Origin of the sequence: Novipirellula rosea (assembly GCF_039541335.1) — a bacterium.
Lineage (GTDB): Bacteria > Planctomycetota > Planctomycetia > Pirellulales > Pirellulaceae > Novipirellula > Novipirellula rosea.
In genome coordinates, this window is record NZ_BAABGA010000064.1 from 1 (window position 1) to 16,202 (window position 16,202).

Annotated in this window: 7 protein-coding genes; 3 read left to right on the forward strand and 4 right to left on the reverse strand. The window is 57.2% G+C overall.

The genetic code is table 11. The features are described 5' to 3' along the window. Nucleotides 1-82: 82 nt before the first annotated feature. Nucleotides 83-634: a DUF1579 domain-containing protein gene (locus ABD971_RS22995; protein ID WP_345325952.1), complete on the reverse strand. Its 552-nt coding sequence runs from the start codon at nucleotides 632-634 to the stop codon at nucleotides 83-85. A gap of 1,205 nt (nucleotides 635-1,839) precedes the next feature. On the opposite strand from ABD971_RS22995, the gene ABD971_RS23000 reads away from it, so the two are divergent. The 3 genes from ABD971_RS23000 (at nucleotide 1,840) to ABD971_RS23010 (ending at nucleotide 8,469) form a co-directional block, all read left to right on the forward strand. Next, nucleotides 1,840-5,559, forward strand: a complete 3,720-nt coding sequence (locus ABD971_RS23000; protein ID WP_345325954.1) for a DUF1553 domain-containing protein — start codon at nucleotides 1,840-1,842, stop codon at nucleotides 5,557-5,559. A 210-nt stretch (nucleotides 5,560-5,769) separates the two neighbouring features. Continuing rightward, entirely contained in the window at nucleotides 5,770-7,056 is a 1,287-nt protein-coding gene (locus ABD971_RS23005) for a DUF1501 domain-containing protein (protein WP_345325956.1), read from the forward strand. 348 nt (nucleotides 7,057-7,404) lie between these two features. Beyond that, nucleotides 7,405-8,469 (forward strand): NHL repeat-containing protein, encoded by a 1,065-nt coding sequence (locus ABD971_RS23010; protein ID WP_345325958.1) that lies wholly within the window; start codon nucleotides 7,405-7,407, stop codon nucleotides 8,467-8,469. A gap of 53 nt (nucleotides 8,470-8,522) precedes the next feature. Here ABD971_RS23010 and ABD971_RS23015 read toward each other — a convergent pair whose 3' ends face one another. From ABD971_RS23015 to ABD971_RS23025, 3 genes are all read right to left on the reverse strand, one after another. Then, on the reverse strand, nucleotides 8,523-8,846 hold the full coding sequence (locus tag ABD971_RS23015; RefSeq protein ID WP_345325960.1) for a hypothetical protein: 324 nt from the start codon (nucleotides 8,844-8,846) through the stop codon (nucleotides 8,523-8,525). 206 nt (nucleotides 8,847-9,052) lie between these two features. Continuing rightward, the gene (locus ABD971_RS23020; protein ID WP_345325962.1) at nucleotides 9,053-9,622 is read right to left on the reverse strand and encodes a CIA30 family protein; all 570 of its coding nucleotides are present in this window, start codon (nucleotides 9,620-9,622) and stop codon (nucleotides 9,053-9,055) included. A gap of 762 nt (nucleotides 9,623-10,384) precedes the next feature. Then, nucleotides 10,385-16,168, reverse strand: coding sequence for a PVC-type heme-binding CxxCH protein (locus ABD971_RS23025; protein ID WP_345325964.1), 5,784 nt, complete (start codon nucleotides 16,166-16,168; stop codon nucleotides 10,385-10,387). Between the last annotated feature and the right edge of the window lie 34 nt (nucleotides 16,169-16,202).

The window sequence follows — 16,202 nt, forward strand, 5'->3', positions numbered from 1 at the left end:
ACGTACGCGTGCATCTCGCCAAGGCGAGTAAAACTAAGTTCGGCCATGACAGTGCTTTGATCTCTCCTGATGATCAGCTCATCTACTTCTCTTTTCTTGTGTACGCCAATTGCATGAATTTGGTTTCTTCGCCGCCTTTGAGAGTGATGTACATGGTCATCACACGTCTTCCATCCTTGTAGACCGTGGTCAACCTGTGTTTGGCCGGGTTGCCGTCCATGCCAGGTGCAATTCCGACAAGAGTCATTGTCTTTTTGTCTTTGTCGTAGTCACCTTTCATGTGCATTATTCCAGGACTCAAAGAATCCACCCAGGTTCCAACGTATTTCTTTGCCTCGGCGTCGTAGCCAGTGGTTCCATGGCCTTTGAATTCTAACCCCATCATTTTGCCTTCAAAGTTGCTGATCAGCCAAAAGTCGCCTAGCATCCTGTTGGATTCAATGCCTTTGGTGACTTCAGGAGTTCCACTTGCGTAACTGGTGATTTCAACATCCCACTCCCCGGCATCGTCTTTAAGAACATCGTATTCGGGGCCTGCAGTTGGAAATTGAGCAACCGCGTTGGATTGCAAGAGTCCGCATTGAACAATCGCGCAACCGAACGCGAAGGTAAACAATTTGAGTGAGTCTGTCATTTTGACTTCCTGGAAAGTACTGAAACTGAATTGTATCGCTGACTGTCGGCGAGAATTGAATATTCTAGCGGACAAGTGATGCATACTATACCTATCCCAGGAAACACTATACCTATCTCAGGAAACACAGTTCCGAGCACGTAGTCCCTGCAGATCCCGCAAGTAACGCAGTCACGAAACCGACCAAGTGACCCCAGAAAGCCCAGGGCACTCATCGGTTTAGTCCAAACCAGACCACGAAGCGTGCCAACACGGAGTCCCGATTGCGGTTCACATTGGTAACTTAGGACGATCCGTCCTGACTCATTCACGACCAAGTTGCTAGGCTGCTTCGGTCACTTCGACCGAACGCAGTTCGCAAGTTTCCGAAATGAACGAGGTTGGAGCAGCCCCCAGCTCGAAGCCGATCCACCGCTTCAGTGCCCCCCACCGAAGTGATTTCCGACAACAGTTTCGATGCTCCGGCGGCCGACGCCGGAGCGAGTTCAGACGAGCGGCCTGCAAAGGCAAGGTCGATGAAGGCAATTCCAGTCTATTGACGTCGTGACCGACGTTTTATTGCCCCAAGCAAGTGCGTTCAGTTCACCGGTCACTTCCACCTCCGATTAATGCTTTTGTGGTATATCGACCACACGTTTGATTGGTCTTCTGTTTGGTCTTCTTGGATCAGCTGTTTTCGATCACGCCTGCCGCTGGCAAGAAAGTCGTCGCCGAGAGTCCGAAAATCGGATGCGGATCGATAAGCGGATTGTTGATTTCTTGACAAAATGCAGTTCCTGCGGTGCTCGCTACTCTCCGGGGTGACCGTTGCCCGGCTGCCCAACCACTTGCGACTAGCGATGCACTGTGGAGGCGATGCTTCCACGATCAATAGGAATCAGCAAGGCAAAATCTAGCGTCCACTTGCCTCGCCGTCCTTTTCTAGTCCTGGACTTCGTTCCCGCCGCCGGTGTCTTCGTGACCCCCGCAGTCTGGAATCAGCCCCTTAGTGCCACATAGTGGGTGAAAGTGCGGCTTCGATCGTGTAGAATCAGAGCCCCACCCCCAAGCACTCCCCTGACGCCCCACCTCGCAAGCCTGATTCCCCCACCTCCGCCTCGGGATTCGCGACGAGTCGAGACCGGTTCGATTGAATCGTCACGCACTAGCCTCACCCCCAGCTCCCCCGCCATCCTCCCGCCCGCTGCACGACCTCGAGTTTTGAAATGCGTCCCACCTGTTTCGCCCTCTTGCTGTTGCTCGTTTCGTTCACCTCGACGGTTGCAGCTGAATCGCCCGTCCGCTGGGACTTCGGCAGCGAAGAAACCACTCCATTGGCGGTGCATGGCAACGTGGCACGCGATCAAGCTGGTCCGCGTCCGCCCGAGTTTCCCGAAATGTCGGCCGACAACACAGCGGTGCGTATTGATGCCGGAGCCTACCTCTCGATTCCCGATTCCGGCGCGGACAGCGAATTTGATTTCAAAAACGGCGATCCGATTACCCTCGAAGGCTGGGTCAATCCAACCAGCATCCGCGACGGCGAGCCGCGGTACATCGTCGGCAAGGGACGCACCAATTTGCCGGGATTCGCGCGAGACAATCAGAACTGGGCGTTGCGGATCGTGGGCGACCAGGGCGAAGCCAAGGTGAACTTTTTGTTTGCGACCAAGCCTTCCAGCGGCGACAAGCACTGGCACCGCTGGACGTCTAAACTGGGCTTTCCGGTGAACACGGGTTGGCATCATGTCGCGATCACGTACCGCTTTGGCGAACCGAAATCGATCCGCGGCTGGGTCAATGGTAAACCGACCGATGGCCGCTGGGACATGGGCGGCCCGACCACCGAGCCGCCAGTGGTCGATGACGATGAAGTCCGTATCGGCGAAAGGTTTGCCGGTATATTAGATGCCGTTGCCATCCACCGCACAGTGCTCAGCGACAAAACCTTGGCCGCCCGATTTAATCGCGTCGGCGACGAGCGTGTCGTTCGCATGGCACCGGAGGTCATGCCCGACCTAGGCCCGATTCCCGCTGGCCGAGTGCTGTTTCAGCTGTCCGAAAGCATGCCCGCCGCCAACCGTTGGTTGTACGAGGCTGAGTCATGGCCAGCCGAATCGACTCGCTGGTTGGGCGACGCATTCCTGTTGTCGCGAATCCCGGTGCGTTATGACGACTGGGGCATCCGTTCGGGCTGGAAGGCCCCGTTGTTGTTGCGGATCGCTGGCGACGTCGAACTACCCGCTGGCGACCATCGATTCCTGGTCCGCGTCCGCTCGCTCAGCCGATTGTGGATCGACGGCAAATTGGTAGCTGACACCAAAACGGTCCGCAGTCGCGGCGGTAATCTCGAACCCATAGTGCCGATTCCCGATCCGCTGGTGCCCGGCGCCCGGCTGTTGCCGTTCCCGCAACAGGAAGCATTCACGTCGTTTGAAATCCCAACGTCCGAAAAAACAACAGCGTCCGAAAAAACAATAGCGTCCAAGCAAACCAATGCGTCGGAACAATACGGATCGCGGACCGCACGCGTGGTACTGGAGGTCATGGTAGGCGGCAATGGCGACCGCACGGAAACCGGCGAAGTCTGTGTGGCGATCCAGCCCCATGGCGAGGGGTCGCTGTTTGTGCTGCAACCCGACGCGTCGAGCCCGTTGGTGATGTCCGACGCGGCGGTTGAACCGGTGCTGCGAAAATTCGAAACCGACTTGGTGGCATTCGAAGACGCGACACGTCGCCGGGCGGCCGCATCGCAAGACGCCTTCTGGCAGCAACGACACAAAATGGCTCGGGAAACTGTCGCAGCGGAGCAAACATCCGACACCGATCCTGAATCACATCCGATCGACCGCTTTGTGGCTGACAAGATCTCGCAAGCAATCAGCCAAGCGGCCAAGACGGATGAAGCGACCACCGCGCACTTTCACAATGAGGTGCTACCGATTTTGCGTGATCAATGTTTCCGGTGTCATGGTGAAAAGGAACAGGGTGGGCTGCGGCTGAATTCCCGCGAGCACGCGTTGGCGATGGGCGAGTCGGAATTGCCGGCCGTGGTGCCAGGCGATCCTGACGCCAGCGAAATGATCGTTCGAATTCGTGATCGCGACATGCCGCCCACCGACGATGGACTGAGCGATCAGCAGATCGCGACGTTGGAGCAGTGGGTCGCCGACGGCGCCGTGTGGCCCAATCCGCCAATCGATCCGGCAGCCGTCGCACAATCGCCGTTGGTGGACGATGCCTCGTTCCTTCGCCGAGCATACCTGGACACCGTGGGCGTCGGTCCTCGTGCCGATGAAGCACGTGAATTTTTGGCCAGCACCGATTCCGACAAACGCAGCAAATTGGTCGAGCGGTTGTTGCAGGATGATCGGTATGCCGACCACTGGGTCAGTTTCTGGATGGACTTGTTGGCCGAAAACCCAACGCTCCTAAATCAATCGCTCAACTCGACGGGGCCCTTTCGCTGGTTCTTGTACGAATCGCTGCGGGATGGCAAACCGCTGGACCGCATGGTGACGGAATTGTTGCTGATGCGTGGCAGTCGTCACGAAGGGGGTAGCGCCGGTTTCGCGATCGCTGGCGAGAATGATTCACCGATGGCGGCCAAGGGACACATCGTTGCTTCGGCCTTCCTAGGCATCGAATTGCAATGTGCCCGTTGTCACGATTCGCCCTATCACAGCACGACTCAAGAAGACCTGTATTCGTTGGCGGCGATGTTGAACCGAAAATCGTTGGCGCCGCCCAAGACTAGTCGGGTGCCGGATGCATTCTTTGAAGGCATCGGACGCGAGTCATTGATCCGGGTGACGCTAAAACCGGACGTGCAGGTCCAACCCAAATGGCCGTTCGCATCATTCACCGGCGTCGAGGATGGGAAAAATATCGACGCTCTGATGCGCGACCCCAAGGATTCACGCGAACGGTTGGCGGCCTTGATTACCTCGCCCGAAAACGAGCGATTTGCCCAGGTCGTCGTCAATCATCTGTGGAACCGTTTGCTGGGGGCTGGTTTGGTTCAACCGGTGAACGACTGGGAAGGCAAGACGCCCAGCCATCCAGAACTGCTGCAATGGTTGGCCGACCAATTGGTGTCGCACGATTACGACCTGCGACATGTGCTGCGACAGATCATGATGTCACAAACCTACCAACGTGAAGCGATCGGGCGCAACAAGCACGCTGCCGCCGAACAGCGTTTCTTCAACGCCCCCGACCCACGTCGTTTGGCTGCGGAGCAAATCGTTGATTCGCTGTTTGCTGCATCAGGTCGTCGCATGGATACGGGCGAGTTAACGTTCGTGCACGACGGAGCCGAGCCAATTACCACGCGACAGACCTTGGGCGATCCACAGCGTGCCTGGATGTTTGCTGGGCTCAACAACGAACGGGACCGCCCCAGTTTATCCTTGCCGCGAGCGCAACCGATCGTTGACGTATTGGAAGCGTTTGGTTGGACCGGCACCCGACAGCAGCCGATCGCGCAGCGTGAAACCGATCCCAATTTGTTGCAGCCGGGGATCCTGGCCAACGGAACGCTGTCGATGTCGCTGACCCGCGCGTCGGACCAAAGCCCGCTAGCGGAATTGGCTCTTGAGGCTCCATCACCCGAGGCACTTTTGGACACGTTGTTCCTGCGGTTCCTGTCGCGTTACCCCAACGCCCAGGAACGAGCCGACCTGTTATCGGCTTTGGCAAGCGGCTTCGAATCTCGCACGGTCCCCGCAGATCAAGTGCAACGACCATCGCCGCTACCCCCACTGCCGCAATCGACTTGGTCCAACCACTTGGTCCCCGAAGCCAACGAGATCCAAGAAGAATGGCAGCGCCGGGTACAGCGTGGCCCCGCTGTCGATCCACGACTGCAGCCCGAGTGGCGTGAAGTTTACGAAGATGTCGTTTGGAGCCTCGTAAACCATCGCGAGTTTGTTTGGGTTCCTTGATCGTTAAGAACCTATTTGGAATCCAGTAGCGGAAGTCGTCAACGGTTTGTTGATTTAGTGAGCCGAGTCGCGTGAGCGGCCGGGTCCGACGCAATCCCCGGGGCCTCACGGCCCTCGGCTCACGAGTGCAATTCGAATTTCGATAAAAATCGACAAACCTTTGACAAATCCCGCTACGTCACGTGTTACCCCACGAATCTGAGACGAGTTATGCAAGATCCCAACCGACGACAGTTTTTGGCCAGCAGTATGGCGGCCGCCGGAGCGCTAAGTGTCGCACCGATCGCTCGAGGCAGCACGCCGCAAACGCTGCTGCAAGGCAAAGCCGAACATGTGATTTCAATCTGGCTCGGCGGCGGCATGGGCCAGATCGATACGTTTGATCCCAAAGCCAAAGGCGACCCCAAGGCCAGAAAGCCGGGCGCTTACTACGATTCTATCGACACCGCCATGGACGGAGTTCAGGTCTGCGAGCATCTGTCGTCGATGGCCAAAGTGATGGACCGCGTGACCGCCGTGCGGACGGTGAGTCACGACGTGATTGACGAACACGCAGCGGCCACCAATCGCATGCACACAGGTCGTGCGATCAGCGGAACGGTGACCTATCCCTCGCTCGGTTCGTTGATCGTGCACGAGCGCGGCTCGGCCAGCGAAGACGCGCCGCCCTACGTCTTAATCGGCTATCCGAATGTGACGCGTGGCCCGGGATTTCTGGGATCCAAATACGGCTACCTGTACCTGACCGAAACCGGTCGCGGCCCCGCCGGGTTGTCTCGCCCGGACATCATCACGCCACAGCGTCAAAGCCGACGCGAGCAGTTCCTCGCGTCGTTGCGGAAAAACGCAGGCTCCACTGCGGTGACCGAATTGATCGACTACGAAGCCGCGATTGACCAGAGCATGAAGCTGAGCGGCCCCGAATTCAATCGCGTCTTCAACCTTGATGGCGAACCGGACGATCTACGCAATCGCTACGGTGGCGAATTCGGACAACGCTGTCTGCTGAGCCGCCGACTGATCCAGCGCGGCGTGCGGTTTATCGAAGTCAGCCACAACCTGAACTTTTTGAACGGCTCGGGCTGGGACGTCCACAACAGCGGCATTGTTAACCAACACAAGTTGATCCAAGAAATGGACACCGCCGTTGCCACTCTGATCGCCGACCTCCAGGACAAAAAATTGCTGGACAAAACCTTGATCGTGATCACCAGCGAATTCGGCCGTCCGCCAGAATTCGACAGCGGTGGTGGACGCGGCCACCAAGGTTCGACGTTCAGCTGTGTACTGGCCGGCGGTGGTTTGGCGCACTGCGGAGCGTTTGGCGAGACCGACGAATTGTCCAAGAAGATCGTCGCCGATCCAGTCAGCGTTCCCGACTTCTTCGCCACCATCTGCGGCTGCGTCGGCGTCGACTACAGCAAGTACCTATACGCCGGCGACCGCCCGGTTCCCGTGACCGACCAGGGAACCCCGATCGCAAAACTGTTTGCCTAGGGCTTCGTCCACTCTTAGTCTTGGGGTAGCGGAACTCGTCAAGAGTTTCGTCCAGTTCAGGGGTTCGCCGAAAGTCTTGACGACTTCCGCTACGGACTAAACCCTCATTTTAAGGCTGGGTAAATCACTAGATCGACACACCGCTTCCTTTTCCTGTAGTGGAGCTTGCGAAAGCTCGCTGTTGCTAGGGGGCGGAAGGATCTTTAGCAAGATCCACTACCATTAATCCGCTGGATCACGTAGCAAATCAGACGCAACATGTGTCAACATCGCACCGTCCCGATTCACACCGCCCCGATTCGCACCACACCAGTCACGACAACAACCATCCTGAAAGATTTACACCCGATGCACCATCTTCTGATTCATCCTATTGCGTGGCGTTTGTCACCGTTGGCCGCGGTTCTGCTCACAGCGGTCTTCCTTCCGGCTTCGCCTGTTCGAGCCGAGCAGGTAACCGTGTTGATCGGCGACCCCACACCGGCGCCGCAATCGCTGACGACCGACAAACTGAATATCCCCTTTGGTGTCGAATTTGATCCGCAGGGAAAGATGGTGATCGCCGAGTACATCGGCGGTCGCGTGTTTCGCGTCGATGATCAGGGCCAACTTGAACGGATCGCGGGAACGGGAAAGAAAGGCTACCAGGGCGACGGTGGCCCGGCCACGGACGCCACGTTTGACGCCATCCACAACCTGGCGATTCTGCCCAGCGGTGACGTCCTTTTGTCCGACCACCTCAATCACGTGGTGCGGCGGATCGATGCAACCAACGGCAAGATTTCGACCTTCGCCGGCACCGGCCAGAAAGGATTTTATGGAGACGGTGGCCCGGCAGCCGAGGCCCAGATGAATGTGGTAATGGCCGTCGCCCTGACGCCCGATAAGTCGCGGCTGTTGATCGCCGATCTGGGCAATCACCGCATCCGTGCCATCGATATCGAATCAGGGCAAATCACAACCCTTGCCGGCAACGGTCAACGCGGCGTCCCCGAAGATGGCCAGCAAGCCACCGCGGCTCCGTTGGTCGATCCTCGTGCGGCGGCGATGGATGAGGCCGGCAACCTGTACATCGTGGAACGCAACGGAAATGCGCTGCGAGTCGTTCGTCCTTCGGGCGTGATCGAAACGGTCGCTGGCACGGGGAAGCCAGGCGACGCCGACGGACCGGCGTTGGAAGCTCAATTCAAGGAACCTAAATATCTGGCGATCGCCCCGGATGGCAACGTGTTTATCGCCGACGATATGAATCACACGATTCGCAAATACGATCCCGTTGCCAAGACGCTGACGACCGTGCTGGGCAAGGGCGAGTTCAAACTGCAGCGGCCGCACGGCGTGACCGTTCGCGGTGATTGGTTGTACGTCGTCGACAGCTACCACCACCGAGTGCTGCGGATGCCGCTGCCGTAAGGCAGTCGTAGCTACCAGGGCACGTTGATCAACGGGGGGGGGCATTTTCCGCATCAGCAGCGATAGCTGCGGCAGCATTTAGCTGCGGGTGTCAACCGGCAGTTTGCTTTTCTCGGATGCCCATTGTTCAAGTGGGCCAGTGCCGTTTTTCGCAGTAGCCAGACTTTTCTGGGGGATGTTTCGACATCAAATTCCATTAGCCGCATCCCGTCATCGACACGGCCGTCCTTGATCAATTGATTTGCCAGCTCCCAGTTGGCGCCTCCCCAACCGCTGTTCTTTGTTGGCTTGAACCATTCGATCGCGGCTTCGACTCCTTCTGATTTCACGATTTGGTACATCCGCTGTACTTGCGTCAATCGGACTTTGCCAGGCATTTTGTAGGGCTGGTCCGTCCCGATTTGGTGTGGACATCAGTCTGCGATGCTTTTCATCCAGCAGCTGATCGGAATACAGAGCACGATCCCAGAGGAACATGTCTTCCACGGCCGAGTACAACTCTACGGCGGGTCCGGGCGAGGAGTCCAGCTCTACGAATGCGAGACGAGTTGCATTGAGTGCCGAGTGATATTCACTTTCCAGCTTAATCGACGTTGATCCAGTCCACTAAAATCTCGAACGGCCCCGACTTTTTATCGCCCAGTAGAATACCGACGGAGTGAACTTGGTTCGGGTCGAGTTTCATGCTGGGCATCGGCCGTCCGTACGAGTGAGCAACGAACTTATCAACGGGCAATCGCACTTCCGTCCACTCGCCGGCCTTCGTATCGAAATCCATCTGGTAGGAGAACGCGGTCCGGCGGTCCGGAGTGTACAGATTAAACGTGTAACGACGCCCGTCCCCTTTGACTCGCAAGACAATTGATTCGCCGCTAGCCAATCCCAGCGATCCGTCAGGTCGTGATCGTACTGACGCAAATCCGCCGTTGTTCTCTAGCGACAGAATGCCCTCAAACCGCAGCACGCCTTGATCGATGATCGTGGCCGTGCTGGTCGAGCGGCCTCCCATGACGCCGTCGTTGACGATCTGCCACTTTGCCACCTCATCCGCCTTGGCGAACTGAAAAAGCGTTTCTATCGTTTGTGCCGATGCGGTGGAGTAAAGCATCGCTAGACAAACGAACGAGCATAAACATCGATTCCAAGAATTCATGGCAGCGCCTTGATACGGGGGATGAGTTGACACAGCCACTGTAGAGGGCGATCAAATCGGGCAGCCAAATCAAAGATCCATCAGACGCAGAATCGCCAGTCGCCCGCGATGTGGGCAATGGGCGATAGGGGCTCGATTTCCTTTGATTGAGGCCACTCAGCCGTCCAGCCGCCACCACCCGAATCAGGGACAAAAAACCAACCCCGAATCTTCGGATTCCAAAGCAGTTAGGCAGGAGTCTTTCAGTAAATTGGCCGTTTTGGCGCTAACCCCGGTTCCGGCGGTGAACCGGCACTAGCGCCCAAACGCAACGCTGTGAATCATTCTTCCTAACCCGAAGGCGTAAGTTTTGAAGTTGCGCGTTTAGACGTTCTTCGGGCCAAAGGCTGGGCTAGGTAAACGTCCAGGGCTTTGCCCCTAAATACAAAAACAGCAACTTCAAAACTTACGAGTTCGGGTTGTGATGGCCTAGCAAAACACGACTCAGAAATGCTTCACAGCGTTGGCCCAAACGGCTAACGGGATTTCAGCCAATGACTCCTGCCTACCCGCTAACACCTACGATTTCACGATTCCGTGATCACAATCGTGGCGACGGCTGAGCGATGATCCGAAGACCATGCCTATACAGGAATTTCTGAATTCCCAGGTTCGCCAACGCGTTGGCAAGCCGTTGTCAGTTCCGCCTGACAATGCGCAAGCGGCACCACAAGCAGCAGGCTCCAAAATAACACAAGTCGTCGCATCATAGTCGTCGATGGGCTATTGGCTGGTTTTTGGTTTCGCGGTTAGCAAGGCAAACAAGTCGGCGACGGCTTGCGGCGACAGATCTTTTTCTAGCCCCTCGGGCATCAATGATTTTCCTGACGCACGCAATTCTTCAATCTCCGTACGCAAAATGGTTTCGCGTTTGCCTTCGTTGGATATCAGCGTGATGCTGCTTCCGGTTTCGGTTGCCAACAACCCGTTATGAACGCGACCATCCACCGTGACAACGATATAGGTCAAGTAGCGGGCTTCGACTTCGGCGCTGGGGTCCATAATGTTGGCCAGCAAAGTGGGTGGTCTCTTGTCGGTGATCGAGGCCAGGTTTGGGCCCACGTCATGGCCGACGTTGCCAATCTTGTGACAGGCCGCGCAGCTAGTCGCAAAAACTTTGCGTCCACGTTCGACATCACCAGTCAATGTCAACGCAGTCTGGTAACGCTCGATAACCTGTTTGCGATCAGGGCTTGTCGACGCAGTGAAGGCTTCCGTCCAAGCGGTGCGCAGCATTTCGTCTTTGGTTGCCAGCAAGCGTTCTCGCATCGAGGGACTGATTTCGCCACTGGAAACATGTCGCGATTGAACGTTTGTTAGCAGCACGTTGCTCCACTGCGTACGACTCGCCAGTACGTCCAGCACTCGCGCTCGCAGCGATGGCCCATGGGACTGCCAACCTGCCAGCAGCACCTCGGCGACCTGTTGATCGTCCTGCAGTGCCAAGCGATCGACGACAGCCAACTGCAACTCTACCGCCGACTGTGGCACCAACAAGTTTGACAACAGCCGCATATCGTCTGCATACATGTCGTCCTGCCGCAACAACAATCGCAGTGAAGCCGCGGTCAACGGCGTCAACCGTTCGGAAGCTTTTGAAGCTCTTGAAGTTTCAGAAACCGATGCACGTGCCTGATCGATTGATTGGACAATCAGCGTTTGGTGATCTGTGGTCAGCTGAGCAAGTGAAAGTTTGCGTTTCGCTAGTCCGTCCAGCAGATCCGCCAGTCCGGAAAGCTGCCACGGCTTGAGCGGGCCGTCCGCACTGTCGCAGATTCGCTGAACGACTTGACCAATGGCCGTGGCATCGCCGAGAGCCGCGACCTGCCCGAACAACTGTTGTTGCAAGCGACGTTGGTGGTCCGTGGATGCCGCCACATCGGACGACATCGCAATCGTGGCAGTCAGTACCTCTGCGATGTTGCGTTGGTTCAGCGAGCTCATGACGTTCGCCAAGATGTAAACGTCATCCGCCGAATCCGCCGCCAACTGGGCCAGCAATTGTGCGGCCATCGGATCATTGTAGGCACCCAGAGTCGCGGCCAGTTGTAGTCGCACTTTGGCGTTGGGGTCATCGACAAGCGGCTTCAACCATAGGACGTCAACGGTATGCTCCGCCGCCAGCCGTACGGCTTGTCGACGAACTCCGGCATGCGGATCTTGCAATGCGGATTGCAAAATATTGGTGCGGAGTGCTTGCATGCCATTGAGCGTACACAGGGCTTGTAATCGCTGTTCTGGTGTGTCGCCCCCGGTTGCCATCGATTCGATAGAGGGCACGGCGGCGGCGGCTTTATTGCGGACCAAGCTTTGTTGAGCTGCATCGCGCTGCCAACCGTTGGAACTTGCCAGAGCACCCAGCAAGCCGGCCGTCGTGTTTGCGATCCGTGGCGTGGCGAGCGATTTGCCGGTAGGCACGACGCGATAAATGCGGCCATGATTTTCACCGAGCCGGTAATAAGGTCGCAGTTCGTCTTTCCCGTTTTGCGGCAGCCATTGCGGATGTTCGATCATGTAACGATACATATCGACGATCCACAATGCTCCGTCCGGCCCGGTACGAGCCATCACCGGTCGGCACCAACGGTCTTGGCTGGCAAAGAAATCGAAGTCCGACTCAGCCGGATCGCGGTGAAAGTCAAAACTGACGCCGTCGTCGGTGATGATGTTGTGCTGGACCAAGTTATGAAACGGTTCGCATGTGAACGCATGCTGTTGGTTCTCGGCACGCGGGAACAACACGTTGTCGCGATAGATGATCGCTGAACAAGCCGATGTAAAGCGGCCCGATTGGTCAAAGTTGTGGAATCGTTTTTGCAGCTGCGCCGCGGGATAGACAGGCGGGTTGCTGGGTGTTACCACCTGCCGTTTGGGATCGGGCGGAGCAAAGTGTGGGTTGCGGCGAATGTCTTGATCGGCCAACACATAGTGCCACAGCGGAAGACTATTCTGCACCCCAAACCAGTTTCCCCAGTCGTCACGATTGCGGCCGTATTGCGAGGGACCACTCTGCGGATCGATGTCGCCACTATCAGGCCGAATGCGAAAGTCGCGACTGCCAATCTGGTGAGCCTGGCCAGTCAGCACGGAGGTAATCTGATTGCCTTTTCCGTAGCCCGAGTGGTGGCTGCCACTGGCACAGTGAACCCAATTGTCCAGCCCCCAGCGCAGACCGTTCACTCGCAACTGCTGATTGCCCTCCAAGAATCCGCTGAACACACTGCGGCGTATGTCGGCTTTGCCATCGCCGGTGCTGTCTTCCAAATACAGGATCTCGGGCGCGGCGGTCACCAGGACGCCGTCCCCCCAAACCAAAATCCCGTTGGGGAAACTGAGCCCTTCGGCGAACAGCGTTGACGAATCATATCGGCCATCATCGTCTCGGTCCTCGAGTACACGGATGCGGCCTCCTGGTTTACCGGCCCCGTCCATACCCAGCGGATAGTCCGCCATTTCAACCACCCACAATTTGCCGTCGAGTCCCCAGTCGATGGCGACGGGGTCTTTCACGAGCGGTTCGCTGGCGACCAACTGGACTTCGAACCCGTCTCGAATGTGAATTTTTTCAAGGGAGGCTTCAGCCGCTGTTGGCTGGAGTTCCTGCGACGGCTCCGTTTTCGCTTGGGCAACCGATTTTGTTTGGGCAATTGGTTTCGTGCCAGCGGTGGCAAAGTGAGTTTGGGCTTCGTCGGCCGAAAGAGCTCGATCGTATACCGCGACCTCGTCGATCATGCCCTGAAAATTTGCGAAGTTATCGTTGCGGCCACCGATCTGGATTTCGGGGCAACCATCGGGGTAGGTTTTGGCAAGCTGGCCGTCGATTTCAAGTTCGCCGTTTAAGTAAACTTTCACTTGGTTTGCATCGCGGACAAGCACAACGTGGTTCCAGCTATCGGTTCTCAGCACGGTTTCGCCGCTGATTAGTTCGCCGTGTTCGTTGCCGTTGTACACCAGCAACCGCCCCATCGATGCATGCGTGCCACCGATTCCCAGGCTATCGCCGGGTGCGCCATGGGCGCCGTCGACGCCACGCGTAAACAGGTAACCGGTGACCGCACGGTTGGTGTGGGGCAGTTGATTGCAGAACCAGAATTCGACGCTGCATTGGTCTTTCAAATCAGGAACGCTGGCCAGCATCCGGCCACCCGAAAAATTCGGCTGCACCGTACCGGGTTTGCGAGGCCCCGATTTCGGTTCGTAGCGTCCATCGTGGGCAGCCCGTTCGTCGCCGGCAGCGGTACGGTTGCTGTCATGTAGCCGCCAATAAGCGACCGGCTGCGATTTCTGAATTCCCTCGGCGTACTGTTTTAGGGATTCGGCGTCCGACGGTTTTTCACCGAGCACGACGGGTTTCGGCGGCGCCTTGGGAGCTTTCATGTTCGAGGCACGATAAAGGTCCACCGCATCGTCCACCGACAGGGCACGTGCGAACAAGGCGATTTCGTCAAGCTTGCCATCGAAGTTGCCAAACGAAAATTCAGTCGATGCGGGGCCGGACAAACGCAGCGAAATGTCCAGTTCCGGCTGGACGTTGCCGTCCAAATAGATTCTCACGGCGTCGGCATCGCGGACCACGGTCACGTGATGCCACGCCTTGCTGACCAGGGGCGTCGATCCCACGTGCTGCTCGGACCGTTCCTGTTGGGTCGTTTCTTGTTTGGCGACTCCGCTGCAAATGGCCAACACCGGCAGACCCTCATTGCTGCTGACAATCGATAACGACTCTTGTGCCTCACCCGACCCACGAGAAAACAAAGTTGCCGACGGATTTTCACTGCCAGCGGGCAAGCCGTTCCAAAACCACATCGACAGACTGTAGTTGGCAGGAAGGTTTGACACGTTTGCCTGCAGCGAACCGCCAGCAAAATAGACGCAGCGGTTGGGGGATTCCTGTGCTGCAGTGTTAGAGTTTTCCTGCAGATCAGGTCCCTGCAGGTACAGAGCCACACCACCGTCGAACTGCGCAGGGTGCTTGCCGGTCGCGTCGGCGGCTTGGTCCGAGACCATGTCGCCAAGTCGCCAATAGGCAGTGGGCTTGGCTTTCATCACTGCCTGAGAAAACGCATTTGGCGGATCGACGAGGGCTCGTCGCTGTTTTCCCGATACGGACTCCAACAACGTTAAAACGCGTTCGACGATCTTCGGTTCCGCTTCGACTTCCAGACCTGCCGTTCGCGCGGGCCAGGTCGTGTATCCGCCCAGACGATGCTGTTCCGGCGGCGGGATGTAACCTTCGGCGCCATTGGCAAGTTCCAGGTTGAAGGTGCTGACCAGGGGGCTCTGTTGTTTCAGTTTCAGCCCCGTGATTCCATAGACTTCGTTGGGCAGTGCAGTGATACCCAGGTCGCCGATCCGCACGGCCTGCAACACCACCTCGGTTTCCGGATGTTCGTGAATCCACTCCGCCTGCTGGGCGTAAACCTCCGTGCGGTTTTTGGGTGGGGCATCGCCGCGATGCTCGTTTATCGGCTTGGCCCAGGCGAGCCGCTCGGCGTCGGGAACTCGTCTTTGTAAATTCATCCGAGATTCGGACATCGCGATGGTCATATCCGATCGATGTTCGATCTGTTTCCAGGCCGTCAAAGCTGTTTCGGCAATCGTTTTCGCATACTCCGTGCGGTCGACGCGTCGCTGCGACTTGCCGTAGTCCATCCAGTGCAGATCGCCGCTGGTGCCTTGCGACATAATCCCCACGAAGTGGCGAGGCGTGTGTTCCGCCGTCGCGGCGATACCCGATTCCAGCAAGCTCGCGACTTCGCCAAAGTAGTCGGCCGAAAAGCCGGAGCCTTGTCCGAAGTAGTGCATCGAATAGTTGGCCAGCAAGCACAGCGGAGCGTCATCGGCGGCAGCCACCACGCTTAGCAACGACAGTTGCGGGTCGATCGGACCGGCGGGATGAACGTAATCGGGGTTCAGATAGCCGGGATGCATCATGGCCCGGACCGTTTGCTGACCAAAGGGATCCGTCCCCTTGCGATCGCTGCGGGTGATCCAGCGACGGCAATTGGTTTGCCCGGCAGCGTCGACGGCCGTCCAACCGATCTTTGCCGGTTGTAATTTTGCATGCGCCGAAACGATGGCTTCCGCCACGCGCGGCACAACGTACTGGACGTAAGCTTCATCGCGGCTGGTGCCCAAGCAATACGCCATGACTGAGGGAGCGGAATGCGTGTGGGTGGCACTGATTAGGATCCGATTGGCGGGCAGGCCTATTTGTTTCGCCACTCTCGACTTGATCGCATCGCAGATGTCGGTGGGAAACATACACGAATCGACAATCGTGATCGCGATCGTTTCATTGCCATCGGACAGTACCAAACATCTCGCGTGCAATGGATCGGCGACCCGCGTCTCGGTGGCTTGCAGAAACCCTCCATTACGGATGGCGGGAAAATTGCGAGGAGAAATATCAACCGACGATGCTCCGGCTCGTAACACAGTGTCAGCAGAGGCCAAGCTGATTGGGCATACCAGCCATATCAACAACGTGGAAAACAGAATTTTCATGAGCGTTGAGGCATTCGAAGATGGTTAAGAATTG

Bases quoted from the DNA above. Each gene is read 5' to 3' on its own strand.
- ABD971_RS23020 (WP_345325962.1), bottom strand. From the start codon at position 9,622: ATGAATTCTTGGAATCGATGTTTATGCTCGTTCGTTTGTCTAGCGATG.
- ABD971_RS23025 (WP_345325964.1), bottom strand. From the start codon at position 16,168: ATGAAAATTCTGTTTTCCACGTTGTTGATATGGCTGGTATGCCCAATC.
- ABD971_RS23000 (WP_345325954.1), top strand. From the start codon at position 1,840: ATGCGTCCCACCTGTTTCGCCCTCTTGCTGTTGCTCGTTTCGTTCACC.
- ABD971_RS23005 (WP_345325956.1), top strand. From the start codon at position 5,770: ATGCAAGATCCCAACCGACGACAGTTTTTGGCCAGCAGTATGGCGGCC.
- ABD971_RS23010 (WP_345325958.1), top strand. From the start codon at position 7,405: ATGCACCATCTTCTGATTCATCCTATTGCGTGGCGTTTGTCACCGTTG.
- ABD971_RS23015 (WP_345325960.1), bottom strand. From the start codon at position 8,846: ATGCCTGGCAAAGTCCGATTGACGCAAGTACAGCGGATGTACCAAATC.
- ABD971_RS22995 (WP_345325952.1), bottom strand. From the start codon at position 634: ATGACAGACTCACTCAAATTGTTTACCTTCGCGTTCGGTTGCGCGATT.